The organism is Paraburkholderia dipogonis (genome assembly GCF_046027395.1).
Classification (GTDB): Bacteria; Pseudomonadota; Gammaproteobacteria; order Burkholderiales; family Burkholderiaceae; genus Paraburkholderia; species Paraburkholderia dipogonis_A.
This window is the reverse complement of record NZ_JAQQEG010000052.1, coordinates 37,347-61,340: the sequence shown is the minus strand read 5'-3', so window position 1 is coordinate 61,340 and position 23,994 is coordinate 37,347. Positions and strand designations below refer to the sequence as shown.

21 protein-coding genes are annotated in these 23,994 nt (G+C 63.6%); 13 read left to right on the top strand and 8 right to left on the bottom strand.

Annotated elements, in window-relative coordinates:
• Nucleotides 1–11: 11 nt before the first annotated feature.
• The 3 genes from PQR32_RS36755 to PQR32_RS36745 all read right to left on the bottom strand — a co-directional run bounded on the left by PQR32_RS36755 (nucleotide 12) and on the right by PQR32_RS36745 (nucleotide 5,030).
• The gene (locus tag PQR32_RS36755) at nucleotides 12–1,082 is read right to left on the bottom strand and encodes a lipocalin-like domain-containing protein (RefSeq protein WP_408239219.1); all 1,071 of its coding nucleotides are present in this window, start codon (nucleotides 1,080–1,082) and stop codon (nucleotides 12–14) included.
• A 653-nt stretch (nucleotides 1,083–1,735) separates the two neighbouring features.
• Nucleotides 1,736–4,309 (bottom strand): FtsX-like permease family protein, encoded by a 2,574-nt coding sequence (locus tag PQR32_RS36750; RefSeq protein WP_408239210.1) that lies wholly within the window; start codon nucleotides 4,307–4,309, stop codon nucleotides 1,736–1,738.
• Complete coding sequence (locus PQR32_RS36745) at nucleotides 4,296–5,030, bottom strand: ABC transporter ATP-binding protein (RefSeq protein ID WP_408239207.1); 735 nt, start codon at nucleotides 5,028–5,030, stop codon at nucleotides 4,296–4,298. The genes PQR32_RS36750 and PQR32_RS36745 overlap by 14 nt, the downstream gene beginning before the upstream one ends.
• Nucleotides 5,031–5,728: 698 nt before the next feature.
• On the opposite strand from PQR32_RS36745, the gene PQR32_RS36740 reads away from it, so the two are divergent.
• The 6 genes from PQR32_RS36740 (at nucleotide 5,729) to cysS (ending at nucleotide 13,195) form a co-directional block, all read left to right on the top strand.
• Entirely contained in the window at nucleotides 5,729–7,285 is a 1,557-nt protein-coding gene (locus tag PQR32_RS36740; protein ID WP_408239204.1) for a complex I subunit 4 family protein, read from the top strand.
• 369 nt (nucleotides 7,286–7,654) lie between these two features.
• On the top strand, nucleotides 7,655–8,554 hold the full coding sequence (cyoA, locus tag PQR32_RS36735) for a ubiquinol oxidase subunit II (RefSeq protein WP_408239201.1): 900 nt from the start codon (nucleotides 7,655–7,657) through the stop codon (nucleotides 8,552–8,554).
• Nucleotides 8,555–8,557: 3 nt separating this feature from the next.
• The gene (gene cyoB, locus PQR32_RS36730) at nucleotides 8,558–10,549 is read left to right on the top strand and encodes a cytochrome o ubiquinol oxidase subunit I (RefSeq protein ID WP_408239198.1); all 1,992 of its coding nucleotides are present in this window, start codon (nucleotides 8,558–8,560) and stop codon (nucleotides 10,547–10,549) included.
• Nucleotides 10,549–11,154 (top strand): cytochrome o ubiquinol oxidase subunit III, encoded by a 606-nt coding sequence (cyoC, locus tag PQR32_RS36725; protein WP_408239195.1) that lies wholly within the window; start codon nucleotides 10,549–10,551, stop codon nucleotides 11,152–11,154. Before cyoB ends, cyoC begins: the two co-directional genes overlap by 1 nt.
• A complete protein-coding gene (gene cyoD, locus PQR32_RS36720) occupies nucleotides 11,155–11,487 on the top strand; it encodes a cytochrome o ubiquinol oxidase subunit IV (RefSeq protein WP_012426887.1) in 333 nt (110 codons plus the stop codon). It begins immediately after the preceding gene.
• A gap of 319 nt (nucleotides 11,488–11,806) precedes the next feature.
• Nucleotides 11,807–13,195: a cysteine--tRNA ligase gene (gene cysS / locus PQR32_RS36715; protein ID WP_408239191.1), complete on the top strand. Its 1,389-nt coding sequence runs from the start codon at nucleotides 11,807–11,809 to the stop codon at nucleotides 13,193–13,195.
• Nucleotides 13,196–13,287: 92 nt separating this feature from the next.
• Here the strand turns inward: cysS and PQR32_RS36710 are convergent, their stop codons facing one another.
• Nucleotides 13,288–13,536 (bottom strand): hypothetical protein, encoded by a 249-nt coding sequence (locus PQR32_RS36710; protein WP_408239189.1) that lies wholly within the window; start codon nucleotides 13,534–13,536, stop codon nucleotides 13,288–13,290.
• A 320-nt stretch (nucleotides 13,537–13,856) separates the two neighbouring features.
• Between PQR32_RS36710 and PQR32_RS36705 the strand changes: the two genes are divergently transcribed.
• Complete coding sequence (locus PQR32_RS36705; protein WP_115777533.1) at nucleotides 13,857–14,249, top strand: carboxymuconolactone decarboxylase family protein; 393 nt, start codon at nucleotides 13,857–13,859, stop codon at nucleotides 14,247–14,249.
• 95 nt (nucleotides 14,250–14,344) lie between these two features.
• Here PQR32_RS36705 and PQR32_RS36700 read toward each other — a convergent pair whose 3' ends face one another.
• The 4 genes from PQR32_RS36700 to PQR32_RS36685 all read right to left on the bottom strand — a co-directional run bounded on the left by PQR32_RS36700 (nucleotide 14,345) and on the right by PQR32_RS36685 (nucleotide 18,961).
• Nucleotides 14,345–15,037: an HAD family hydrolase gene (locus PQR32_RS36700; protein ID WP_408239185.1), complete on the bottom strand. Its 693-nt coding sequence runs from the start codon at nucleotides 15,035–15,037 to the stop codon at nucleotides 14,345–14,347.
• Between the two features lie 105 nt (nucleotides 15,038–15,142).
• Nucleotides 15,143–16,585, bottom strand: a complete 1,443-nt coding sequence (locus tag PQR32_RS36695; protein ID WP_408239182.1) for a cytochrome-c peroxidase — start codon at nucleotides 16,583–16,585, stop codon at nucleotides 15,143–15,145.
• A gap of 200 nt (nucleotides 16,586–16,785) precedes the next feature.
• Nucleotides 16,786–18,552 (bottom strand): phospholipase C, encoded by a 1,767-nt coding sequence (locus PQR32_RS36690; protein WP_408239179.1) that lies wholly within the window; start codon nucleotides 18,550–18,552, stop codon nucleotides 16,786–16,788.
• 181 nt (nucleotides 18,553–18,733) lie between these two features.
• Nucleotides 18,734–18,961 (bottom strand): hypothetical protein, encoded by a 228-nt coding sequence (locus PQR32_RS36685; RefSeq protein WP_408239176.1) that lies wholly within the window; start codon nucleotides 18,959–18,961, stop codon nucleotides 18,734–18,736.
• On the opposite strand from PQR32_RS36685, the gene PQR32_RS36680 reads away from it, so the two are divergent.
• The 6 genes from PQR32_RS36680 to PQR32_RS36655 all read left to right on the top strand — a co-directional run bounded on the left by PQR32_RS36680 (nucleotide 18,951) and on the right by PQR32_RS36655 (nucleotide 23,962).
• Nucleotides 18,951–19,271 (top strand): hypothetical protein, encoded by a 321-nt coding sequence (locus tag PQR32_RS36680; RefSeq protein WP_408239173.1) that lies wholly within the window; start codon nucleotides 18,951–18,953, stop codon nucleotides 19,269–19,271. The two genes, PQR32_RS36685 and PQR32_RS36680, sit on opposite strands and share 11 nt — an antisense overlap.
• A gap of 301 nt (nucleotides 19,272–19,572) precedes the next feature.
• Nucleotides 19,573–20,175 carry an RNA polymerase sigma factor gene (locus PQR32_RS36675; RefSeq protein ID WP_408239216.1) on the top strand — a complete coding sequence of 201 codons (603 nt, stop codon included), beginning with the start codon at nucleotides 19,573–19,575 and terminating at the stop codon, nucleotides 20,173–20,175.
• Nucleotides 20,172–20,600 carry a hypothetical protein gene (locus tag PQR32_RS36670; RefSeq protein ID WP_408239170.1) on the top strand — a complete coding sequence of 143 codons (429 nt, stop codon included), beginning with the start codon at nucleotides 20,172–20,174 and terminating at the stop codon, nucleotides 20,598–20,600. The genes PQR32_RS36675 and PQR32_RS36670 overlap by 4 nt, the downstream gene beginning before the upstream one ends.
• A complete protein-coding gene (locus PQR32_RS36665) occupies nucleotides 20,597–21,115 on the top strand; it encodes a periplasmic heavy metal sensor (RefSeq protein WP_408239167.1) in 519 nt (172 codons plus the stop codon). Before PQR32_RS36670 ends, PQR32_RS36665 begins: the two co-directional genes overlap by 4 nt.
• 73 nt (nucleotides 21,116–21,188) lie before the next feature.
• On the top strand, nucleotides 21,189–22,808 hold the full coding sequence (locus tag PQR32_RS36660; RefSeq protein ID WP_408239164.1) for a DUF1800 domain-containing protein: 1,620 nt from the start codon (nucleotides 21,189–21,191) through the stop codon (nucleotides 22,806–22,808).
• A 5-nt stretch (nucleotides 22,809–22,813) separates the two neighbouring features.
• A complete protein-coding gene (locus PQR32_RS36655) occupies nucleotides 22,814–23,962 on the top strand; it encodes a DUF1501 domain-containing protein (protein ID WP_408239161.1) in 1,149 nt (382 codons plus the stop codon).
• Nucleotides 23,963–23,994 lie beyond the last annotated feature (32 nt).

Sequence of the window (23,994 nt, the reverse complement as noted above, 5' to 3'; positions counted from 1 at the left end):
CGAAATCACCTTCACTCCCTCCCCATCCGCAACGCGTTCGCATAGCCCGTCAGTTCCAGATAGGCCCGCCCGACATCCACACCTGCGCGGCTCACCCGCACCGCGCCTTCCCAGTACACCGCGCCTGTCGATTGCCGGGAATCAAGCTCTTGATCGTCCATCAGCGGATCGAGTTTCCACGTCAGCGCGCCCGTTTTGACTGTCATCGAGACGGGATAGGATGTGTTCGTCCGCGGCGAGCGCCATGCGCGAAGCGGCGTAAAGTCGACCTGATCGGAACCGAATGTCGTTACCTCGCCGTCGGGTTTGCGAAATGCCGCATGCGCCCACACGGCGTGTCCATCGCGACTTCGTACCTTGAATGCCATCAGGGCAGAGCCGTCGGTGAGATTGGCGCCGAGCCAATCCCAGCCTACCGCATTGGCGTCGAGCAACGTGCTCGACCATTCGTGATCGAGCCACGCCATGCCCGTTACGGCAGTCTCGCCATGCGACGGACCGCCCGCCGCGAGCGGCCGGACCACGCCGCCAGTCACGCGCAATTGCGGCTCGCTGTAGTAATAACTCGCCTGCTCAGGCCGCGGACCTTTGCGTGAATAGCCGCGCTCGCCCTGAATCAAAGGTGCCTGCGTCGGCGTCAACACGAGATGCAACGAGAAGCCGGTCGCGTCGACAGTAACGTCGTAGTGGCCGTCAGGTGCCCGGATCATTTTCCACGCGTCGAGTTTGACGTCGGTGTTGGCCGGCTTCGCATACACGAGGCCAAAGCCCTGACGGCCAATGCGTTGATCGTGCGTAAGATGGCCGAGTGCGGGATCGCTTAACGCAGCATGGGCAATGATTAATTGCGAAGGCGCGAAAGCGCTTGGATCGGCGGCATCATGGCCGGTTGCCGAGCGGAAGAATGTGATCTGAAAGCCGAGCGGCTGATCATCCGGCGTAGTGAGCCAACCCGTCGCGTACCACCACTCAGTGCGAAAACCGGGGTGCGCGCCGCTGTCCTGCGGCAGGGCGACAGCGTGATCGGGCGTGACTGCCGCAAATTGAGGTGCTGCGGCGAATGCGGTCGACACAGTCAGCATCCAGATAGACAGCAAGCCGCGAATCCGCAGACCTATGCGCCGATTGGCCACACGAGCGGACTTAACCGGCGGCTCGCATCGCATCTCGCGCGCAATCGACGTGTAGCCGGGCATAGTCCCGCTCGAAGCCACGCCCGTGATCTGCGGCGCATGTCGTTGCAGTGCGATGCAAAATTCGTCCTTGGCAAGTTCGAAGGGCGATTTCATCCATGACACCTTGCGTACGATCCACACCTGGCTGGGCATGGTCCCGCTCAAAAGCGCACCCGTGGTCCGCGGTGCACGTCGTTGCAGAGCGGCGCAATACCCGATGCCAGAGGCCACATCGAAGCGTGATCTCATCCATGACAATTCGCGTACGATCGACGCATAGCTGGGCACAGTCTCGCTCAAAACCGCGCCTGTGATCCGCAACTCACGTCGTTGCAAAGCGGCCCGATACCCGCCGTCAGAGCCAAGAGCCAAGCCCGCTCCCATCCATGACAGTTCGCGCGCGAACAACGTGTCGGTTGACGTGCTCCCGCCCGAAGCCACGAGCGCCATTCGCGGCTCACGCCGCCACAAGACGAGCCGACTTTCGTCGCCGGCGAGTTCAGAGCGCGCCGCCACCGCCCGCAAAACCCCTCGTGCCAACTCGCGCGACAAAGCCCGCATCACCAATCCTCCTTCACGGCGCGCACCGCATCCACCGACACGGCGCCGCGTCCCGCGATCACCGCCGTCGAACACGACGAAGCGAGCATCACCACCGCGACAGTGGCGAGCGCCATCCATGGCACGTGCAGCGACATGCTCCAATGAAACGATTGCGGATTGACGACGAACACCAGAATCAGACTGATCGCGAACCCGAGCACGAAGCCCATTGCAATGCCACACGCGGTTAGCATGCCGCCTTCGAGCGCGAGGATGGCGAGCACCTGCGAGCGCGTGACGCCGACGTGCCGCAGCATGCCGAACTCACGCGAGCGCGCGAGAGTCTGCGCGGAGAATGTCGCCGCCACGCCGAACAAGCCAATCACGATAGCGACCGCCTCGAGAAGATAGGTGACCGCAAAACTGCGATCGAAAATCACCAGTGTGCGCGCGCGGATTTCACCAGGTAGCGACAAATCCAGCGATGCGCCGAAGGGCAGAGCGCGCAGCCCCGCGATAACCCGCTCGACGCTCGTCCCCGGTTTAACGGTGACGGCCACATCGGTGGCGCTCGTGTCGCGGGTCAAGCGCCGGTAATCGGCGAGCCGTATCTGAATGGCGCCGCTCTGCCGCACGTAATCGCGCCATACGCCGGCCACCACGAACATGTGGCCGCGTTCGCCAAGCGGCAATCGAACACGCTGCCCCAGTTTGTATCCATACAGATCGACCATTGCTTCGGATACCCAAACCGGTGTTTCGCCTGCGTGAAGCTCAGCAGGCGGCAGCACGGCTCCGGTCATCTGCAGATTCGCACCCGGATCGGCCGCGTCGATCTCGCGCGCGAGCACGGCGATGTCAGGCCGCGCAGCGTCGAGCGTCAGATGCGAAGTGCGGGCAAACGCGGCTGTTCTGATGCCTGGCACGGCCGCGAGCCGGCTCTGCTCGTCCAACCGCAAACCGCCTGTGTCGCCGTTCGGCGCCACGCGGACGTAGAGATCGGCGGAGAGCAGATGGACCAGCCAGTCTTCGACGGAAACCCGGAAGCTGGCCACCATGATGGCCATCGCGACGATCAGCGCAAAGCTCGACAGCACGCCACCCATGGCGATCGACGCATGCCCTGGCGCATTCGCCAGCCGCGCCAGCGCCAGCGTGCCAGCCGCACCGGCGCGGCTTCGCGCTGCGAAAGCAAGGCTTGCCGCGCCGAAGATGAGCGCGGTTACGCGCGGCATCAGCGCAATTCCGCCGACGAGCAGCAATGCGACGGCCAGATAGCCGCCAATCGGCGCGTCGAACAACGGCGGCAATTGCGTGAGAACGGCGGCGGCCAGCAGACAGAGCAAGGCGGGCCACGGTGTGGCGAGCCGCGCCAACGCGCCTTCTTCGGCACCTGCCTTGAGCGCGGTGGCGGGCCGCGCACGGGCCGCTTCCAGTGCGGGGGCGAGACTGCCCAACACCGACACGGCCAGCCCGAGCATCAGAAACAACGCGGTCGCCAGCGGTTCGAAGCCGACTTGCGGTTGCACGCCGGGAAAGTAGCTGCCACCCAGATCGCTGCCGAAAAAATGCAGTGCGCCACTCGCCATCGTGTAGCCGAGCGCGAGTCCGGCGAGCGAGCCGAGCAGGCCCAGCAACGCGCCCTCCATCAGGACCTGGCGCAACAACTGACCACGCGTCAGCCCGAGCACACGCAGCATGGCGAATTGCGCACGGCGTCGCACGACGCTCAGCGCCTGGGTCGAAAACACCAGAAACGCGCCGGTGAATAGCGCCACCAGCGCGAGCACATTCATATTGATCCGATACGCCCGCGAGAGACGATCGGTGCGGCTTTCAGCATCACGCGTTTCGGCAACGACCCACTGGCTGCCGAGCCGCGCTTGCAGATCGCGCCTGAAGCGCTCCCGGTCGACGCCGCGTTCGAGCTGCACGTCGACGCGCGACAGCTTGCCCAGCTTGCCGAATTTCCACTGCGCGGCGGCGATATCCATGACGGCGAGCCGCTGACCCGGCCGTGTTCTGACGATGCCGCCGGCCACACGCAAATGCACGATCGAGGTGCCGCTGCGCAGCGCCACCTCGTCGCCTACTTTCACATTGAGCCATTGCTGGGCCGCCGTCGAGAGAAACACGGTGTCTGACGCGAGCGTATCGAACGGCTTATCCGGCGACGGCACGCCGATCAGGTCCGGCGCAATACGGCTTGCCTTGAACACGTCGATGCCGAGTACCGGCAGTGCCGCGCTCCGGTCGGGCACGGTGACGTCGAGTGCGAGCACGGGGCTGGCCAGGGCGACACCGGGCTCGTTGGCGAGCAGCGGATAGATGGCTTCGTCGACCGAAGGTTGTGCGCCGCGCACCTGGAGATCGGCGTCGCCCGACAGACTGCGGGCCGCCGCGGAGAATTCATTGAAGGCCGCGCTGTTGATCAACTGCACGGCGTAACCGAGCGCGACGCCCAGCGCGATCGTTGCGATTGCAACCAGGGCGCGTCCGCGATGACTGCGCCATTCGGCGCCCAGCAGCCAGCGCGCAAGAACGCGGTGTCCTCGCAAGCGCGGCAGAGGACGAGAATCAGCGGACATCATCGGCGGAAGACGCGCGGGTACGGGAGCCGAAAGTCACGCCTGCGCCGGGCGCGGCATGCAGGCCGCCGTCGCTCAGAGTCAGGATGCGGTCGGCAACGGCCGCGGCGGCTTCCGAGTGCGTCACCATGATCGTGGCCGCGCCGGTTGCCTTGCTTTGCGCACGGAACAGGCCGAGCACCTCGTGCGCGGTATCGGGATCGAGGTTGCCCGTGGGTTCGTCAGCGAGAAGCAGTTTCGGGCGATGCACGAGCGCTCTCGCTATCGCAACCCGCTGCAGTTCACCGCCCGAGAGTTGGCGCGGAAAATCATCGCCACGTCCGCCCAGCCCGACCGCCGCGAGCATGTCGAGCGCGGCGGCAGTGGGCAGTTCGTTGAGCAGCAGTGGCAGCGCCACATTCTGCGCAAGCGTCAGATGCGGCAGCACGTGAAACGCCTGGAAAACAAAGCCGAGTTTCTGCCGGCGCAGACGCGTCGCCGCGTTGTCGTCCAGACGCGAAACGGCGCTGCCGTCGATGATCACCTCGCCGCTATCCGCGCGGTCGAGGCCGGCCACCAGATTGAGCAGTGTCGATTTGCCGACGCCGGAATCGCCCATGATCGCGACGAACTCACCGGGTCCGAGTGTGAAGTCCAGTTGCGCCAGCACGATGCGGCCTGCGCCGTAGGTCTTGCTGAGCCCGCGGCACTCGAGCGCGGGAACGACGCCTTCGTCACGAAGCATGCGGTTTCCGAAAAGTGTGGCCGGTGAGGGCGGCGTCCGGGCGGGCGAAACGCAGACGAAAATGCGGCGCACTCATGCTCGAACATCGGCCATTGAATCGCCGAAGTATATTCGGCTTCTGTAAGGCACGCAGAAGCCTGCCGCACGTGTCGAGGACCGGGCTGACGCATGAGTCGCTGCCAGCTGCGCCCGAACTTTTCCGTGCCGCGCGCCGGATTATTTAGAGTGCAGGACCAAAAAAATTTTCTGCTCGTAGGTAAGCAATATTTTCTCCCGACCTTCGAAATTCGCGCATCCACCGCGCCATGCACCGGCATGTTCTATTCCCGCTCGGGATGCGCGCTTGGACATCCGCGCAAGAGTTCCTAACTAACCATCAACTGCACGCTTTTTCTCGCAAAATTCGCCGCCTACGGACCATGTCGGTCGGTTTGTGCATCTGCACATTTTTACCCATTTCGCAAGCGCTGACGTGGCAATAATGCATTGCCAGCGGCTTTGCAGCGTTGTTGCGCTGCAAAAGTATTCTTATCTTGGTAATCTCCCACCCTTGGTCATTCGACTGCGGGTAAACGTGTAGCGGACAACCCCGACTGCACGTCAATTTCAGCGAAATCCAGCCTACATATCCATTTCAATGCTTTCGATTCTGAAGGCGTTGATACGGCGTTTTGTACCTCAAGTTTTCGATAGAGCACATGCCATTGCCTCTTCTTAGCCTTTTAATCTGGATCCCTATTGTCGCCGGCGTGGTGGTTTTGCGTGCCGGATCCGACGCGGCACGTAGTCGCACCAGGTGGCTCGCGCTGATCGGCGCGATTGCGGGTTTCCTGCCGGTGATTCCACTGGTGTCGAATTTCCGCAACGACGTCACGTCGATGCAGTTCGTCGAGAACGTGCGCTGGTCGCCCACGTTCGATATCGCCTGGCATGTGGGCGTGGACGGGATTTCGCTGTGGCTCGTCGCGCTGACTGCGCTCACCACGATCATCATCGTGGTCGCCTCATGGGAGTCGATCACCGAGCGGACCGCGCAGTACTTCGGCGCGTTTCTGATGCTGTCGGGTTTCATGCAGGGCGTGTTCACATCGCTCGACGGCATGCTGTTCTTCATCTCGTTCGAAGCGACGCTGATTCCGCTCTATCTGTTGATCGGCACGTGGGGCCAGTCGAACCGCTCGTACGCCGCGGTGAAGTTCTTCTTCGTCTCGTTCCTCGGCTCGCTGCTGATGCTGATGTCGATGCTGTATCTGTACAGCCAGACGCACAGCTTCGACCTCGCGTTGTGGCGTGAGACGCATCTCGGCACGTGGCCGCAGGTCCTGATCTTCCTCGGTTTCCTCGCCGCCTTCGGCGTGAAGGTGCCGATGTGGCCGCTGCACTCGTGGCTGCCGGACGTCCACCTCGACGGTCCGACGGGCGCCGCCGTGATGATCGGCATGCTGAAGCTGGGCGGCTACGGTCTGCTGCGTTTCGCGTTGCCGATCGCGCCGCAGGCCAGCCACTTCTTCGCGCCGATGATGATCACGCTCTCGCTGGTCGCGGTGATCTATGCGAGCCTGCTCGCACTCGTGCAGACCGACATGCGCCGCCTGCTCGCGTATTCGACGGTCTCTCACATGGGCCTCGTCACGCTCGGCCTGTTCGTGTTCAACCGCATCGGCCAGGCCGGCGCGATCGTGCAGATGCTGTCGTACGGCGTGGTGTCGGGCGCGATGCTGCTGTGCACGGGCATGCTCTACGACCGCACGAAGACCGCGTCGATCGCCGAGTACGGCGGTGTGGCCAACACCATGCCGCGCTTCGCCGCTTTCGTGATGCTGTTTTCCATGGCCAACATCGGCCTGCCGGGCACCTCGGGTTTTGTCGGCGAATTCATGGTGTTGATGGGCGCGATCCGCTTCAATTTCTGGATCGGCGCGATGGCGGCCACCACGCTGATTCTGAGCGCGGCCTACACGCTGTGGATGTACAAGCGCGTGATCTTCGGTGCGATTGCCAACGCGCGCGTCGCGAACCTCAAGGACCTCGGCAAGCGCGAATTCGTGCTGCTCGGCGCGATGGCGCTGCTGGTGCTCGCCATCGGCATCAATCCGAAGCCGTTCACCGACGCGATCGATCCGTCAGTCGGCACGCTGCTGGCTCAGTCGGAGCGCTCGGCTCATCCTTCGGACGCCGTTCCGGCTGACGGCGGTGAGCATCTGCAAGCCGCAGTGCCCGCGCCGGCCGTCGCGGCGAGCCGCTCGCCGGGCTGATCGAACGAACTATCGCGCAGTCGCAGCATTCGCCGTCCGAATGCTGCCTTGTCAGCACGCTTTTTCTTTATGAATCAAGTCTCTTTGCACGCATGACACGCGGCGTGGCCGTTCAGGCCGCGTCGCGTTTTCGCGCTTGTTTAAAGGGGTTTTTGCGTTTCGTCGGCATTTCGATACTCGGCAAGAGTGCCTTGCAAACGTTCACCCACGCGCACCCATGCGGCAACGTGTCGCACGGTGCTGCGACGCAATAGATCGTTGCTAAATCGAGTGTTTATTACCGCCGAACGTCCCCCTATTATGCGAGCGCTTACTATTGGAGAGCGGTCGAATGACGTTCGTTGAAGACGTAAAAAAGAGGCAATGGATATGAAAGGAAAGACTCTGCGAGGGTCGATGAGTTTCATTTCCGCGAGCTTCGTGTTGTTGCTCTCGGGTTGCAGCAACCTCGATATTCTGAATCCGAAGGGGAGTGTGGGTCTGGCGGAACGTGAGCTGATTGCCACGTCCACCTGGGCCATGCTGATCGTGGTCGTTCCGGTGATCGCGCTCACGCTGCTGTTCGCGTGGCGTTACCGCGCGTCGAACAAGAACGCCGACTACCGTCCGGGCTGGGTGCATTCGACCGGTATCGAAATCGCCATCTGGACGATTCCGACGCTGATCATTCTGTTCCTCGCCGTGCTGACGTGGAAGACCACGCACGAGCTCGATCCGTACAAGCCGCTCGAGTCGCAGGTCAAGCCGATCAACGTCGAAGTCGTCGCGCTCGACTGGAAGTGGCTGTTCATCTATCCGGACCTCGGCATTGCGTCGGTGAACCAGCTCGCGTTCCCGGTCGGCACACCGGTGAACTTCACGATCACGTCGGACACGGTGATGAACTCGTTCTTCATCCCGCAACTCGGCGGCCAGATCTACGCGATGGCGGGCATGCAAACGCGCCTGCATCTGATCGCGGATGAAGCCGGCAACTACGCGGGCGCCTCGGCGAATTTCAGCGGCAAGGGTTTCTCGGACATGAAATTCCGCGCGCTTGCCACCTCGCCTGAAGAGTTCAACGCATGGGTTGCGAAAGTACGCGCTTCGTCGGACAACCTCAGCATGGACCGTTACCACACGGTGTCCGCGCCGACCGAGAAAGAGCCGGTGCGCTACTTCTCGAGCGTCGATCCGAAGCTCTTTCACAACATCATTGCCCGATACAACAACGGTAACGTCCTCGATAACATGAAGGACGCCAACTGTGCGCCAAAGGGCAAGGGGTAACACATGTTCGGCAAACTCTCACTAGACTCGATTCCGTACCACGAGCCGATCATCATGGTGACGGCCGCGATGATCGCCATCGGCGGTGCGACGGTCCTGGGTCTGATCACCTATTTCGGCAAGTGGCGCTATCTGTGGACCGAGTGGCTCACGTCGGTGGACCACAAGAAGCTGGGCGTGATGTACATCGTCGTCGCGCTGATCATGCTGTTCCGCGGCTTCGCTGACGCGATCATGATGCGTCTGCAACAGGCGCTCGCTTACGCGAACCCGGGCTATCTGCCGCCGCATCACTACGACCAGGTGTTCACGGCGCACGGCGTCATCATGATTTTCTTCATGGCGATGGCGTTCATGATCGGCCTGATGAACATCATCGTGCCGCTGCAAATTGGCGCACGCGACGTCGCGTTCCCGTTCATCAACTCGCTGAGCTTCTGGATGACCGCGGTCAGCGCGATCCTGATCAACATCTCGCTGGTGATCGGTGAATTCGCGCAAACCGGCTGGCTGGCTTATCCGCCGCTCTCCGAATTGCAGTTCAGTCCGGGTGTCGGGGTCGACTATTACCTGTGGAGTCTTCAGCTCTCCGGTATCGGGACCTTGCTGACCGGTGTGAACTTCTTCGCGACGATCGTGAAGATGCGCGCGCCGGGCATGACGTTCATGAAGATGCCGGTGTTCACGTGGACGGCGCTCTGCACCAACGTGCTGATCATGGCTTCGTTCCCGATCCTGACCGTGACGCTCGCGCTGCTGGGTCTGGACCGCTACCTCGGCATGCACTTCTTCACGAACGACGGTGGCGGCAACGCCATGATGTACCTGAACCTGATCTGGGCCTGGGGTCACCCCGAGGTGTACATCCTGATCCTGCCGGCGTTCGGTATCTTCTCGGAAGTTGTGGCGACCTTCGCCAAGAAGCCGCTGTTCGGCTACAAGACGATGGTGTGGGCGACCTGCGCGATCATGGTGCTGTCGTTCCTCGTGTGGCTGCATCACTTCTTCACGATGGGTTCGGGCGCCGACGTCAACGCGTTCTTCGGCATCGCCACGATGGTGATCGCGATTCCGACCGGCGTGAAAGTGTTCAACTGGCTGTTCACGATCTACAAGGGCCGGCTGACATTCACCCCGCCGATCCTGTGGACCATCGGCTTCATGATCACCTTCACGATCGGCGGCATGACCGGCGTGATGATGGCGATCCCGGGCGCGGACTTCGTGCTGCACAACAGCCTGTTCCTGATCGCTCACTTCCACAACGTGATCATCGGTGGCGTGCTGTTCGGTTATCTGGCCGGCTTCAACTACTGGTTCCCGAAGGCGTTCGGTTTCAAGCTGAACGAAAAGCTGGGCAAGGCCTCGTTCTGGTTCTGGCAGATCGGTTTCTGGGTGGCGTTCACGCCGCTGTACGTGCTCGGCTTCATGGGCATGACGCGCCGGATCAACCACTATGACAACCCGCTGTGGCACCCGTGGCTGATCCTGGCCGCAGGCGGTGCGGCGCTGATCGCTATTGGTATCGCTTTGCAGGTGTTGCAGATCATCGTCAGCATTCGCGATCGCAATCTGCCGCAAAACCGCGACGTCACGGGCGATCCGTGGAACGGCCACACGCTGGAATGGGCGATGAGTTCGCCACCGCCGGTCTACAACTTCGCGATCATCCCGACGGTGCACAAGCTGGACGCGTTCACCGACATGAAGTCGCGCAAGGATACGGAAGCCAAGCCGGTGTATCGCGACATTCACATGCCGTCGAATACGTCCGCGGGTGTGATCGCCGGTCTGTTCTCGCTGGTGCTCGGCTTCGCCGGTGTCTGGCACATCTGGTGGATGGCGATCGTCGGCCTGGTCGGCGCGGTCGGCACCGTGATCGTCTATAGCTTCCAGAAGAATGAAGGCTATTACATCCCGGCCGCCACGGTCGCAATGATTGAAGAGAAACAACGCTCCGGCGCGGGTGCGCAGGTCGCGGTGGAGGTGGATTGATGTTAACCAAGACTATTGACGCCGGCTCGCATCACGACGCGGACCACGTACCGTCGCAATCGGTGTTCGGCTTCTGGCTGTATCTAATGACCGACTGCATCATCTTCGCGGCGCTGTTCGCCGTGTTCGCGGTGATGGGCCACCAGTTCGCGGGCGGTCCGAGCGGTAAGGATCTGTTCGAGATTCCGGGCGTCGCGCTCGAAACGACGATGCTGCTCCTGAGCAGCATTACGTACGGCTTCGCAATGCTCGGGGCGCACAAGAACCGCAAGGGCGTGCTGCTGTTCTGGCTCGGCGTGACCTTCCTGCTCGGTCTCGCGTTTCTCGTGCTGGAACTGCGCGAGTTCTCGCATCTGATCGCCGAAGGCGCCGGTCCGAGCCGTAGCGCGTTCCTGTCGTCGTTCTTCACGCTGGTCGGCACGCACGGCCTGCACGTCACGTGCGGCCTGATCTGGATGGTGGTGCTCGCCATTCAGGTGATCAGCCATCGCGATCTGACCGAACGCGACATGATTCGCCTGACGTGCCTGAGCCTCTTCTGGCACTTTCTGGACGTCGTGTGGATCGGCGTCTTCACCTTTGTCTATCTTGCGAGCGTGATCTAAATGGACCATAGCCATAACGCCCACGCAGGTGAAAGTCACGGCAGCATCGGCAGCTATACGACGGGCTTCATTCTCTCCGTCGTCCTGACCGTCGCCGCTTTCGGCCTCGTCATGACCGGCACGTTGACGGGTGAGAACGCGTTGCTCGCGATCGCGGGCCTCGCGCTCGTGCAGATCGTCGTGCACCTGATTTTCTTCCTGCATCTGAATACGTCGTCGGAGCAACGCTGGAACGTGATGGCGTTTGCCTTCACGCTACTCACCGCCGTCATCGTGATCGGCGGCACGTTGTGGGTCATGCACAACGTCAGCATGCACATGATGTCGCGCTAGACGGACAACCTAGCCGCTGAAACGACGAAGCCCCGCAAGATGAAAGTCTTGCGGGGTTTTTTTCGTTCGGCGAGCGCAAGCGCACGTGGCTGCCTCAAGTGCGTTGAAGATTGACCGAACCAGCAGGCCCGCGTTAGGATCGTTTCCATGATCGCTTCTATCATTTCCCGTCCGCATTCTTTGCGCGCATGCTGTCACAGCCTGCCGAGGGGAGATTGCGTCTAGCGAGTCGATCTGCACACGTCCGCATCCCTGAGGCCACCCGTCACGCGACCGGTGGCCTTTTTGCTTTTGAACATCCAGCGCCCGGAGACATCACATGCCGCTTCGCCTCTACGACACCTGGTCGCGCGCCGTGCGCGAATTCACGCCGATTCATCCGGATCAGGTCGGCCTGTATTGCTGCGGCCCGACGGTGTACGACCACGCGCATATCGGTAATCTCCGGACCTATGTGTTCGAAGACGTGCTGCGGCGCGCGCTGGTGTTGAACGGATATAACGTGCGGCACGTCGTCAACATCACGGATGTCGGCCATCTGGTGTCCGATGCGGATGAAGGCGAAGACAAGATGGAGAAGGGCAGCCGGCGTACCGGCGAATCGGCGTGGGCGATCGCCGAGCGCTACACGGCGGCGTTCATGAACGACTGGCGCGCGCTCAACTTGCTGGAACCTGCCCTCTGGTGCCGCGCGACCGATCACATCGCGGAGCAGATCGACTTTATCGCCGAACTCGAGCGTAGTGGGTACACGTACCGTACGGCCGACGGCGTCTATTTCGACACCAGCAGGCAGGATGACTACGGCTATCTGGCTCGTCTCGATGTGGCGGGCTTGCAGGCGGGCAAGCGTGTTGCGCCCGGCGAGAAGCAGCGCGCGACTGACTTCGCACTGTGGAAATTCAGTCCGCCCGGCGCCACGCGGCAAATGGAGTGGGACAGTCCGTGGGGCCGCGGCTTTCCAGGCTGGCATATCGAGTGCTCGGCGATGTCGGCGAAGTATCTGAGCCCGTGGTTCGATATTCATTGCGGCGGCGAAGATCACATTCCCGTTCATCACAGCAACGAGATCGCGCAAACCCAGGCGCGCCACGGCACACGGCTCGCCAACTTCTGGATGCACGGCCATTTCCTGTTGCTGGACGCCGGCAAGATGTCGAAGTCGGGCGGCGACTTCGTGCGTTTGCAAACGCTGATCGAGCGCGGCAACGATCCGCTCGCGTATCGCTATTTATGCCTGAGCGCGCACTATCGCAGCAGCTTGCGCTTCAGCGAGGCCGCGCTGGATGCCGCGCAAGCCGCACTGGACCGGTTGCGCCGCAGCTATGCGCAATGGCCGCAAGGCGGTACGCCGGACGCCGCGAGCGTGGTGCGCTTCAAGGCAGAGGTCGATCAAGACCTGAACGTGCCGCGCGCGCTCGCGGTGTTGTGGGACGTGGTCAGAAGCGATCTGCCGGCGGCGATGCGAAGGGCTACCGTCGATTGTTTCGATGCGATGCTTGGACTGGGTCTCGCCGGCTGGCAAGAAGATGATGCGGCCGAGATTCCAGTGGATATTGCAGCACTCACTGACGAACGCGAGCAAGCGCGCGCCGCGAAGCAATGGGCCGAAGCGGACCGTTTGCGTGATGCATTAACGGCAGCCGGCTGGCTGTTGGAAGACAGCGCAAACGGCCCCGTGCTGCGCCGACGCGACAAAGGGCAATAGCGCGAAAGACTGACAGACGGCCAGACGGCGCGGCGGCAGCGTTCAGGCTTGCGCAACCGCCGCGCCGTTTTCCATCGGGCCTTGCCGGCACACTACAGCGGCACCACCTTCGGTTCCGAGTGCGAAGGCAGGTTGCCGAACGGGAAGTACACCGGACCGCAACCGAGATGAACCGGCGGAAATGCATCCCAGCCGCGTCGAATGAGCGCGGGCTGTTCCAGGCCGCCACAACCGGAAGGCGCTTCACGTGTCAGGTAGGCAATGCCGCCGCGAATCGATAGCGACGCCGAGCGGTCGAGTTCGTCGATGCGGGCTAGGTCTTTGAGGACGAGCGTTTTCATGATGGATCTCCAGCGGAGTGAGTGGATCGAGGTGGATCAAGGAGAGCGGGAAAAATGCCGCACTCACGGCAGTTGCTTGCACACACCATGCCATCGCCAGCAAAGCGCTGTGCCGCGTGCTTCTCCGCCGTTTTCCCAAGCAACTGTGATGGAGATCGGCCAACTAGCTGGAAGGCGATGTCGGCAACTCGCCGACATCCGTCGCCCCGTCATGCAGTCGTGAAGCTCGCTAAAAATCACGTCACAATAGACCGTCACCGCAAACCGTGCGCATGGCGCGCAGGGTTCGCCGAATCTCGTCAGCAAGGAAAGGAGAACGCATGAGCCAGCTCAAAGCAGTCGAATATTCCGCTGCGTCGCCGGAAGTCAAAGCCGTCTACGACGATATCAAGCAGACCCGTCAGGTCGACGACGTCAACAACTTCTGGAAGTACATTGCCCAGCATCCGCCGACCCTGGCGCGCACGTGGGACAGTCTGAAGGATGTGATGGCGCCCGGCGCGCTCGATCCGCTGATCAAGGAACTGCTCTACGTCGCGGTGAGCGTGACGAACAACTGCGGCTACTGCGTGGCGAGCCACACGGCGGCAGCGCGCCGCGCCGGCATGACCGACGAGATGTTCGGCGAATTGCTCGCGGTCGTGGGCATGGCCAACGAGACGAATCGGTTGGCCGTGGGATACCGCGTGCCGATCGATCCTGCCTTCGAGTAAGAGCTGCGGCGAGCGTCAGAGTCGGCGCGATATTTTCCGCGCCGTCATCAACGCGGGATGCGGCGCGGAGGTCAGCGCGGAGGTCAGCACCTTCGTCAGTGCGTTTCAGCGCGCCATCCCGCCAGCAAGGCGGGCAACGCTCCCATGTCCCTGAACACATGCGTGGCACCCGCGCCATGCAAGGCGGTCGCGCTGCTGTGGCCGAGTTCGATCGGGCAATAGCCGAACACGGTGGCGCCCGCAGCAACGCCAGCGGTCGCGCCCGTCACCGTGTCTTCGATCACCGCGCACCGGCGTGGGTCCACACCCAGCGCCGCGGCCGCCGCCAGATAAACATCAGGAAAGGGCTTGCTACGAGGCATTTCATGGCCGCTAAAAATGCGTCCTTCGAAGCAGTCGAAAATGCCTGCCTTGGCTAGTTGCATCTCCACCTTGATACGATCCGCGCCCGACGCGACCGCTATGCGCCCATTCAGCGCCGCATGAAGCGCGCGCACCGCATCCGGCGCGCCGGGAATCGCAACCAGCTCGAGATCCAGCGCCGCATTGCGACGGGCGCGAAACTGCATGAGCCAGTCGGTCGTGATCGCGACGCCCGTGCGCGCTTCGATCAGCGCGGCTTCGTCCCGGACGGCTTTGCCGACGAAGATACGCATCGTCTCTTCGACGCTCAAGTGCCAGCCCAGCTCGCCGAGCATTTCGGTGAGCACGCGGTTGGTGATGGGTTCGGAGTCGACGAGCACGCCGTCGCAGTCGAAGAGTACGGCGTCGAAGGGGAAATCGGCCATCAGGCAGGGTACGGATAAAGTTCGCGGAACCGGCAAGGATACCTCACCGGCTCGCGCGCCGCAGCGCAAAGGCCGCATAAGCAGCCTTGCGCCGAACTCTGAACCTCAGTCCTTGTACCCGTCGCTCAGCGTTTTCATGAACGCGATAATGTCCTGAATATCCTGATCGCTCATTGCCGGTTGATCGCCGAGTTTGCGATCAAACGGCGCGTCGGCCACGTCCACGTTGGCATGGTACTGAGCCGGCAGATCGTTGTACTTCTGCACCTTGCCCGACGCATCGCGCGGATAGATTTTCTCCGGCGATGTATTGCGCAGATTGTAGAAGTCCATCACCTGCTTGAGATCGTGGTACACGCCGTTGTGGAAAAACACCTTGCGTTCAGCCGAATTACGCAGCGTCGGCGTGAGGAACATGCCGCAATATTGCGTCTGTTTGGCGAGGTCGTCGCGGAACGGGCCGCACACGCCCATGTCGAAGAACTTCGGATCCTTGTTCGCGGGAATCGCCGGATTACGCGGCACGCCGAGCGCTTCGTATTGCGTGTCGGTGAATACCGGGGGCAAGCCGTCCTTGCTCGGCTGGCTCAAGTGGCAGCCGGCGCAGTTCGCCTTGTCCTTGTCGTTGAATAACTGCAAGCCGTGCAACTCGGCGTGCGTCAGACGGGCCTTGCCTTCGAGCCAGTAGTCGTACTTGCTGCTGAAAGCGTGGAACGACTGATCCTCGATCTGATAACGCCCGACGGCAAACATCGCCTCGGAAATCATCAGGCTCGGATTGGTGACGATGCCGGGTCCGAAGATCTGCTTGAATTGATCCAGATATCTGGTCGCCAGCAGCTTGTGGGCGACATCCTCCGGCGTTGCGTTGGCCATTTCCACGGGGTTGGTCAAAGGTCCGAGTGCCTGGTCCTGCAAAGTATCGACACGGCCGTCCCAGAACAATCCGCCTTGCGGCACCATCGCCGGAGCGGCGGGCGCGGCGAGCGCCGTCTTCTGCGCGCGCTGCACGCCGACGGCTTGTGTCGCCAGTTGCGTCATATCCACCGGTACGTCGGTGTCGCCCTGATCCGGACCGATGCTGAAAGGCGCCTGACGGTACAGATACGTGAGCGAAGGCGGCGGACGATAACCCGCCTGGTTCATATGCGCGCCGCCGAGTTGCACCGGGAACGCGTTATCCGGCCCATACGAATGCTGCGGCGAGTGACACGACGCGCACGACTGCGTGCCGGACGCCGACAAACTCTGGTCGAAGAAAATCTGTTTGCCGAGCAACGCCACCGCGCTCAGCGGCGCGCTCTGCGGACGCATCAACGTCACCGGATGCGCATTCGCGCCGGTGATTTCCTCGACGATCTCGCCGACCGCGGACGGCATGCGCTCCGGGTACACGAGCGCGTAGGCGCAGTAGACGATGAACGCGAGCACGATACCGGCCGCGCTCCACGCGAGCAGCCTGAGCCATGAGCGGCGGGTGATCACGGGGCCGGGCTCGCCGCCCGCTGGCAGATGCGAAGGCAGGACGGCGTCTGAAGGATGGTTCATGGCGGTGATGACAGGTAATTCGATCGGGTGCGATAAAAAGCAAAATCGAGCCAGCACGTTTGCACTGGCTCGACGCCCAACTACGACTCAGGGTGCGCGACGCTTTTCACTACGCGTTGCCGCGCGGCGTGAGGCACGAATACGACCCGTGCATCACGCAACGGCAAGCGGAAGAGAAGAGCGCCTGGCACGTCCGCGGATCAGATCGCCGGCGCGGCGGCCAGCTTCGTACCCAGGTTCTGATCCAGGAACAGCGTCGGATTGTTGCCGGAGCCCGAGAAGTTGAACATGTTCATGATGCTGCCCGCCGTCGCGTCGAACGAACCACCGCCCAGGCGTTGACCGCCCAGCCAGTTGTCCTCGATGAAGCGCACCACGGAGGCCTGGGTGATCGGCGTATCGTCGACGAAGTTGACCTTCGCCCACGGCGACACCACGATAAACGGCGTACGCGTACCCGGGCCGCACCGGCCGTTCACCGCGCCGCCGTTCACGCCTTGCGGCTGCACCGCGCCCGCTGCCGTGCACTGGCCCACGCCGCTCAGGTTGTCGCTGCCTGCCACCGTCTTGCCGCCCGCGGATTGCGCCGTCGTCGAATCGAACGATGCGCTCGTCGGTGCCTTGAAGCGGTGGTCGTACCAGCCGTCCGAATCGTCGTAAGCGATGATCACGGCGGTGTTCTTCCAGTCAGGCTGCTGTTGCAGGAAGTTGATCACCTTCGTGACGAAAGCCTGTTCGTCGATCGGATCCGAATTGCCCGGGTGGCCGTCGCTGATCGCCGGCGCCTTCAGGAAGTTGACGGACGGATAGTTGCCCGCCTTCACCGCGGCGAAGAAGTCGTCGGTGTCGTACTGGTGGTGCACCGGCGTGGCCGAGTTGTCGAGCGGATCGGTCGCGCCGATCACCGCCGTCGACGACGGACGCGTATGCGCCAGGTTGGCCGTGCTCGCGTAATACTGGAACCACGCGTGATGCTGCACGTAGTCGGCCTTGTTCGCGTTCAGCACTTGCGAGAAGGTCGAGCGCGCGCAGCCGACCGTGCCGTTCGGGTTGACGGTCTGCAGGTTGAAGCCGCCCATGAAGCCGCCCCACGTCAGGCCCTTCGCGTTGAGCAGGTCGCCGATGTTCTTGTTATTCGACGACATCGCGCCGGTCACCGTGCTCTTTGCCGCGATCGTGCAGACGTCGCCGGTCGGGTCGAGGTCGCCGATCATCGTGAAGCTGCCTGCCGAGTCGGGAATCGCATTGGCCGACGTGCCTCCGCTCACGACCACGCCGTTGTTCTGGCCGGACACCACTTCGAGCGCACCCGGCGTCGACGGACCGTAGGTGTCCGTGTACGCGTTCTGGTTCATCGCGAAGTTCTGCGCGTAGTTCCACAGAGCCGTGACCGTGTTGCCGTCGAAGTAGCCGAGCACCTGGCCCTTCGTGGCGAACGCGCCGGTGCTGCCGGCGATCGTCGAGCCGGCTGCCGTAAACAGCGGGAACGCGTCCATCGCGCCGTTGTTATACGCGAGCTCTTCGGCCGCGTAGGCGTGGTTCTGGCTCGACGTATTGGCTTGCGAGCGGTCCAGGCGGAACGGCAGCAGATCGGCTACCGGCAGGCCGAGGCCGGCGATCGTCACGCTGCCGACCGTGCGGCCCGCCGTGTTCGGCGAGGTGGCCAGCGCGTTCGGGTTCGCCGTGACCAGGTTGTTGCTGCTGAGGTTGTTGACCGTCGGCGTGCCCGCGGCTGCGACGAATTGCGGTTCGCCGGTCGGGTTGGAAGCGTTCGGGTAGGTGCCGAAGTAGTGATCGAACGAAACGTTCTCGCCGAAGATCACCACGACGTGCTTGATCGGCGTGGCCGTGGCCACGGCGTCCTGAGCCGATACCACCGGCGCAGGCGTGTTCACGCTGTTGTTGCCGCAAGCTGCGAGCGTAAGCAGCGCCGCAAACGGGATGGGTAAGAGGGTTCTACGGAACATTTGACAAGCTCCAGATTCGACTTCGCCGTTCAGCGTTTCCATGGGTATATGTGTGGACGTTCGCTGGGGATATTGTTAGAAATACAGCTAGTGCTAGTGGTCTTACCGCGACAAACTGCGCGCATTGGACCATTCGATAATTAAGATTTCGCGGCGTGAACCTTACCGAAGCCCTCGTTTTTTATTCATTTGCATAACTTTTGCTGTCGTTTTGCTGACGCCGCATGGCAACACGGAACCGGCTGCGACGCTGCGCCTCGCGTTTCACCGCGGTTTTTCCCGCATCCTTCTCTCCTTTTGAATTTTTCACACGCCCGCGGCGACGGATTTTTTCCGCTGCGGCGTTCAACAGGAAACGGAGCCGCTTTCCGGCTTCGGCCTTCACGGGAGAAACGAAAATGACATCCACCAAACCGGTTCGCCTGCTCACCGCCATGCTTACCGCCGCGCTGACCTGCGCCGCCACGCTCGCCGCCGCGCCCGCCTTCGCGCAGGCGGTGATCGTCGCGCCGATGGCGCCGCCCGCGCCGCGTGTCGAAGTGGTGCCGCCGCCGCGTGCCGGCTATGCCTGGGATCCGGGCCACTGGCGTTGGGTCCAGGGCCGTTATGTCTGGGTGGGTGGTCACTGGCAGGCGGTGCGCGTCGGTCATCGCTGGGTGCCGGGGCACTGGGTGGCGCGTGGTCCCAACTGGCGCTGGGTCGAAGGGCATTGGGCATGACCGGGAAGCGCCGCGGCGCTCGACGTTTTTCGACGCGCCGCGTCCTCCAGCCAGGCGGACTGCTATGAAAACGCTCGTGATGATTCTGCTGGTGGCCACGCTCGCCGGCTGTGTGGTGTACCCGGCGCGGCTGGCCTACTATCGGCCGGCGGTCGTCGTATATTGATTGCGGCCGTGCATGGCAAGGCGTGCTGTCTTCTGTCCCGCGCGCACCGTTCGAACCGGTGCGCGTGCAACCATCCGTGTGAGGTGTAGCCGGCATGAGAGGCATTGGAAGGCATGACGTTCATCCCACGGCTCGATCCATGCGGCGCGACGCACTCGCGCTGAGGAGCGCCATGCCTTGAGCGAACGCGACCCCGACGCGGAACTGCTCGAACAGGTCGGCCGGCAAGATCCGGCCGCCGTCCGCTCGCTCGTCTCGCGCAAGCTGCCGCGTCTGCTCGCGCTCGCCACACGTATGCTGGGCGACCGCATGGAAGCGGAAGACGTGGCGCAGGAGGTGTTCGTGCGCATCTGGAAACAGGCGTCGCGCTGGCGGGAAGGCGAGGCGAAGTTCGACACGTGGGTCCATCGCGTCGCGCTCAATCTCTGCTATGACCGGCTGCGCGGCCGGCGCGAGGAGCCGCGCGACGAGATGCCCGAGGAGGTCGATCCCGCGCCGGTGCCTGAGGCCGGACTCGAAGCGCGCGCCCAGGACCAGCGGGTTCGCGATGCACTCGCCGCGTTGCCCGCACGCCAGCGCGAGGCGCTGGTACTCAACTACTACCAGGAGATGTCGAACATCGACGCCGCGGCCCTGATGGGCATCAGCGTCGATGCGTTGGAAAGTCTGCTGGCACGCGCGCGCCGCAATCTGCGCGCTCAACTGGCCGGCAGCGGCCTTAGCAAGGACAAGTCATGACGCCCGAGAGATTCCAGCAGATCGTCGAGGCTTACGGCGCCGAGCCGCGCCGCTGGCCGCAACAGGACCGCGCGGCGGCGCAGGCGTGGGCGCAGTCGCATCGCGCCGAAGCCGATGCGCTGCTGGCGGAGGCGGCCGGCGTCGATGCGTGGCTTGCCGCCGACAAGGTCGAGCCGCCGGACGCGGCTCTGCTCGAGTGCGTGCTCGACAGCGCGCCGGTGCGACAGCCGGCGGCGCCGCGGCGGCGCTTGTGGTGGTCAGGCGCGGCGGTCGCGGGCGTCGGACTGCTGGGCGGCGTGGCTGGCGCTTTCGCCGTGTCGTTCTTCGTGCTGACGGGAACGGGACCGCAGGCGCCGCAAGCGCATGAGTCGTCTTATTTAACTTCGAGCTTCGGCGGTTCGTCCGCCGATTGGAGCGGCGAATGAACGGCCGGTCGTGGAAAATCGTGCTGGTGGCCTCGCTGGTGCTGAACGTGTTTCTGGTGGGCGCGATCGTCGGTGGTGCTTATCAATGGTTTGCCGCACATGGCGCGACGGCGCCCGTGCTGGCGCAACAGCGCGCGCTGCGCTTCGCTGCGGAAACGCTTTCCGCTGAGCGCCAGAAAGCCTTTGTCGACGGTTTGAAAGACGCGCGCCGCGACGGCCGGCAATATGCCCGCGAAGGCCGCGAAGGACGTCGCGAAGTGTTGCGTCTGCTGGCGGCGCCGCAGTTCGATCGCGCCGCGCTCGACGCCGCGCTCGCGCGCACCCGCGAAGCCGACAGCCATCTGCGCGCGCAAGTGGAAGGCAGTGTGGCGGACTTCGCGGCGAGCTTGTCGCCCGAGGAACGGGTTCAATTCGCCGACAGCCTGAAAGTGCGCGGGCAATGGCGTGAACCTGCGCCGGCGACGAATGCGAAGAAACCGGCGAATCAGGCATGGAGCGAATCTTCGGGCGATTAAAAAACCTGCGGCGGCCGCGACGGATTTTCCCGTGGCGGCCGTTCAAGGAATATCCACAGCCGAAGAGGATGGTATGGCCAACTCACCGAATCTGAACACCGCGGCGATTGCGCTGAACCGCTTCGGCCTGGGCGCGCGTGCCGACGACACGCCGCCCGCCGACCCTAAAGCCTGGCTGCTCGCCCAGTTCGAACAGTACCAGGCGCGGCCGGCTGCGTGGGCGAGCCAGCCCGACTCGGTGGCGCTCTCGACCGAGCTGGTGCAGCAGCGCATGCAGTTCAATCAGCAGGCTCGTCAGAATACGGGCGAGGGCGCGGCAACTCGCTTCACGAACGCGCAGAACATGGCAAGGGCTGGCGGGCAAACCATCGCGCAAGCAGCCGACGCGCAAAACATGACACAGCCTGACGGGCGAACCAGCGCTCAGGCGAACGCACAAGCGAACACTCAGACCGACACACAAAGCCCGGCGCAAGCGAACGCGCAAACTGACAGGCAAGCCGAACGAAAAGCGATTCGCGGTGAAATACTCGACATCTATCGCTCGTCGGTGAATGCACGGGTGACGAGTGCATTGACCACGCAGACGCCGTTCGTCGAGCGGCTGGTGCATTTCTGGGCCAACCACTTCGCGGTCTCCACCGAAAAGCCCAGCGTCGCGGCGCTGGCCGGTTCGTTCGAGGCCGAGGCGATTCGCCCGCACGTGCTGGGCCGCTTTGAAGACATGCTGGTGGCCGTCGAGCGTCATCCGGCCATGCAACTGTTTCTCGATCAGACGCGCTCGGTGGGACCGGACAGCATGGCGGCCATGCGCGCCGCGCAGCGCAGTCCGGACCGCAAGCGCGGCCTGAACGAAAACTTCGCGCGCGAAATCATGGAACTGCACACGCTCGGCGTGCGCAGCGGCTACAGCCAGGACGACGTCACCGAATTCGCCCGCGCGCTGACCGGCTGGAGCGTCGCGGGCAATCCGGCCAACGTCGGCAATGTGGGCAATCCGGGCCGGCTGGCCATGCAGCAGAACGCCGCACCGGGCACCTTCGTGTTTCGCGCCGCCCTGCACGAGCCCGGTTCGCGGACCATCATGGGCCGCCGCTACGATCAGGCGGGCGAAGAACAGGCGCTCGCGATCCTCCACGACCTCGCGATCGCACCCGCGACCGCGCAGCATATCGGCGGCAAGCTGGCCCGTCATTTCGTCGCCGATAATCCGCTGCCCGGTGTGAGCGAGCATCTGGCTAGCGCGTTCGAGCGCAGCGGTGGCGATCTGCCGACCGTCTACCGCGCGTTGATCGACCTGCCGCAAGCGTGGGCGCCCACCGCCGTGAAGTTCAAGACGCCGTGGGAGTGGACCATTTCCGCGATGCGCGGGCTCGGCTGGCAGGACCTCGGCAAGCTGCAGACGGCGCCCATTCTCACGCAGCTCGGCCAGCCGGTGTGGCGCCCGGGTTCGCCCGCCGGTTACGACGACATCGCCGCGAGCTGGGCCGCGCCCGACGCGCTCGTGCGCCGGGTCGAAGTGGCGCAGCGTTTCGCGTCGCAGGTCGGCGACCGGCTCGATGCGCGCGCACTCGGCCAGACCTTGCTCGCCGGTTCGCTCAGTGCGCCGACGGCCACGACGGTATCGCGCGCCGACAGCGCGTCCACCGCGATCGCGCTGTTGCTGGTCTCGCCGGATTTTCAACGGAGATGAATGCCATGCTGTCACGCCGCAAGTTTCTGAGCGTCGCCGCTGCCGGCGCGGGCGCGATGCTCGTGTCGCCGCAGATCGTGTTCGCGAGCGTCGCCACCGAGAACCGTTTCGTGTTCGTGATCCAGCGCGGCGCCGCCGACGGTCTGAACATCGTCGTGCCCTACGCCGAACCGGCCTACGCCACACTGCGCGGCGCGCTCGCCATCGACACCTCGAACGCGCCACGCCTGAACGGCACCTTCGCGCTGCATCCCGCGCTGGTGCAGACCGCCGCGCTGTATGCGAACCATCAGGCGCTGTTCGTGCACGCGGTGGCCTCGCCGTATCGCGACCGTTCGCACTTCGACGGACAGAACGTGCTCGAGACCGGCGGCACGTCGCCGTATCAGATGAAAGACGGCTGGCTGAACCGGCTCGTCGCGCAGCTGCCGGCCACGCGCGAGAACGCGATCGCCTTCGCGCCGACCGTGCCGATGGCCTTGCGCGGCCCAGCGGCGGTGACGTCGTATGCGCCCTCGGCGTTGCCACAAGCGCCCGACGATCTGCTCACGCGAGTCTCGCAACTCTACGACCAGGACGCGCAGTTGCGCCCGCTGTGGGAGTCGGCGATGACCGCGCGCGGCCTCGCCGGCGACGCCAGCGCGCGCCAGGATCCGGCGAGTCTCGGCAAGCTCGCCGCCAGCTTCCTGTCACGCGAGAACGGTCCACGGATCGCGATGATCGAAACCGGCGGCTGGGACACGCACAGCGCGCAGAACGCGCGCCTCGCCAATCAGTTGAAGGCGCTCGACACGATGCTCGCGTCGTTGCGCGACGGCATGGGTCCGTTGTGGAGCAAGACCACCGTGCTGGTCGCAACGGAGTTCGGCCGAACCGCCGCCGCCAACGGCACGGGCGGCACCGATCACGGCACGGGTTCGGTCGCGATGGTGCTGGGCGGCTCAGTGCAGGGCGGACGTGTGATCGCCGATTGGCCAGGCCTTGCGCCGCACAACCTTTACGAAGCACGCGACCTGAAACCGACTACCTCGCTCGATGCGCTGATCGCGGGCACCGCGAGCGAAAGCCTCGGGCTCGATCCGCAGCACACGGCGTCCGCGCTGTTCGGCCAGACGTCGGCGGGGCGGCCGCTGAGCGGCATCGTGCGCGCGTAGCGGTGCCGAACGGGCTTGAGCCCAAGCGGCTC

Excerpts from the sequence above, each read along its gene's own strand:
- PQR32_RS36705 (WP_115777533.1), top strand. The coding sequence starts at position 13,857 with ATGAGCCAGCTCAAAGCAGTCGAATATTCCGCTGCGTCGCCGGAAGTC.
- PQR32_RS36710 (WP_408239189.1), bottom strand. The coding sequence starts at position 13,536 with ATGAAAACGCTCGTCCTCAAAGACCTAGCCCGCATCGACGAACTCGAC.
- cyoA (WP_408239201.1), top strand. The coding sequence starts at position 7,655 with ATGAAAGGAAAGACTCTGCGAGGGTCGATGAGTTTCATTTCCGCGAGC.
- cyoD (WP_012426887.1), top strand. The coding sequence starts at position 11,155 with ATGGACCATAGCCATAACGCCCACGCAGGTGAAAGTCACGGCAGCATC.
- cyoB (WP_408239198.1), top strand. The coding sequence starts at position 8,558 with ATGTTCGGCAAACTCTCACTAGACTCGATTCCGTACCACGAGCCGATC.
- PQR32_RS36755 (WP_408239219.1), bottom strand. The coding sequence starts at position 1,082 with ATGCTGACTGTGTCGACCGCATTCGCCGCAGCACCTCAATTTGCGGCA.
- PQR32_RS36680 (WP_408239173.1), top strand. The coding sequence starts at position 18,951 with ATGACATCCACCAAACCGGTTCGCCTGCTCACCGCCATGCTTACCGCC.
- PQR32_RS36700 (WP_408239185.1), bottom strand. The coding sequence starts at position 15,037 with ATGGCCGATTTCCCCTTCGACGCCGTACTCTTCGACTGCGACGGCGTG.
- PQR32_RS36745 (WP_408239207.1), bottom strand. The coding sequence starts at position 5,030 with ATGCTTCGTGACGAAGGCGTCGTTCCCGCGCTCGAGTGCCGCGGGCTC.
- cyoC (WP_408239195.1), top strand. The coding sequence starts at position 10,549 with ATGTTAACCAAGACTATTGACGCCGGCTCGCATCACGACGCGGACCAC.
- PQR32_RS36665 (WP_408239167.1), top strand. The coding sequence starts at position 20,597 with ATGAACGGCCGGTCGTGGAAAATCGTGCTGGTGGCCTCGCTGGTGCTG.
- PQR32_RS36740 (WP_408239204.1), top strand. The coding sequence starts at position 5,729 with ATGCCATTGCCTCTTCTTAGCCTTTTAATCTGGATCCCTATTGTCGCC.
- PQR32_RS36670 (WP_408239170.1), top strand. The coding sequence starts at position 20,172 with ATGACGCCCGAGAGATTCCAGCAGATCGTCGAGGCTTACGGCGCCGAG.
- PQR32_RS36750 (WP_408239210.1), bottom strand. The coding sequence starts at position 4,309 with ATGATGTCCGCTGATTCTCGTCCTCTGCCGCGCTTGCGAGGACACCGC.
- cysS (WP_408239191.1), top strand. The coding sequence starts at position 11,807 with ATGCCGCTTCGCCTCTACGACACCTGGTCGCGCGCCGTGCGCGAATTC.
- PQR32_RS36655 (WP_408239161.1), top strand. The coding sequence starts at position 22,814 with ATGCTGTCACGCCGCAAGTTTCTGAGCGTCGCCGCTGCCGGCGCGGGC.
- PQR32_RS36695 (WP_408239182.1), bottom strand. The coding sequence starts at position 16,585 with ATGAACCATCCTTCAGACGCCGTCCTGCCTTCGCATCTGCCAGCGGGC.
- PQR32_RS36690 (WP_408239179.1), bottom strand. The coding sequence starts at position 18,552 with ATGTTCCGTAGAACCCTCTTACCCATCCCGTTTGCGGCGCTGCTTACG.
- PQR32_RS36660 (WP_408239164.1), top strand. The coding sequence starts at position 21,189 with ATGGCCAACTCACCGAATCTGAACACCGCGGCGATTGCGCTGAACCGC.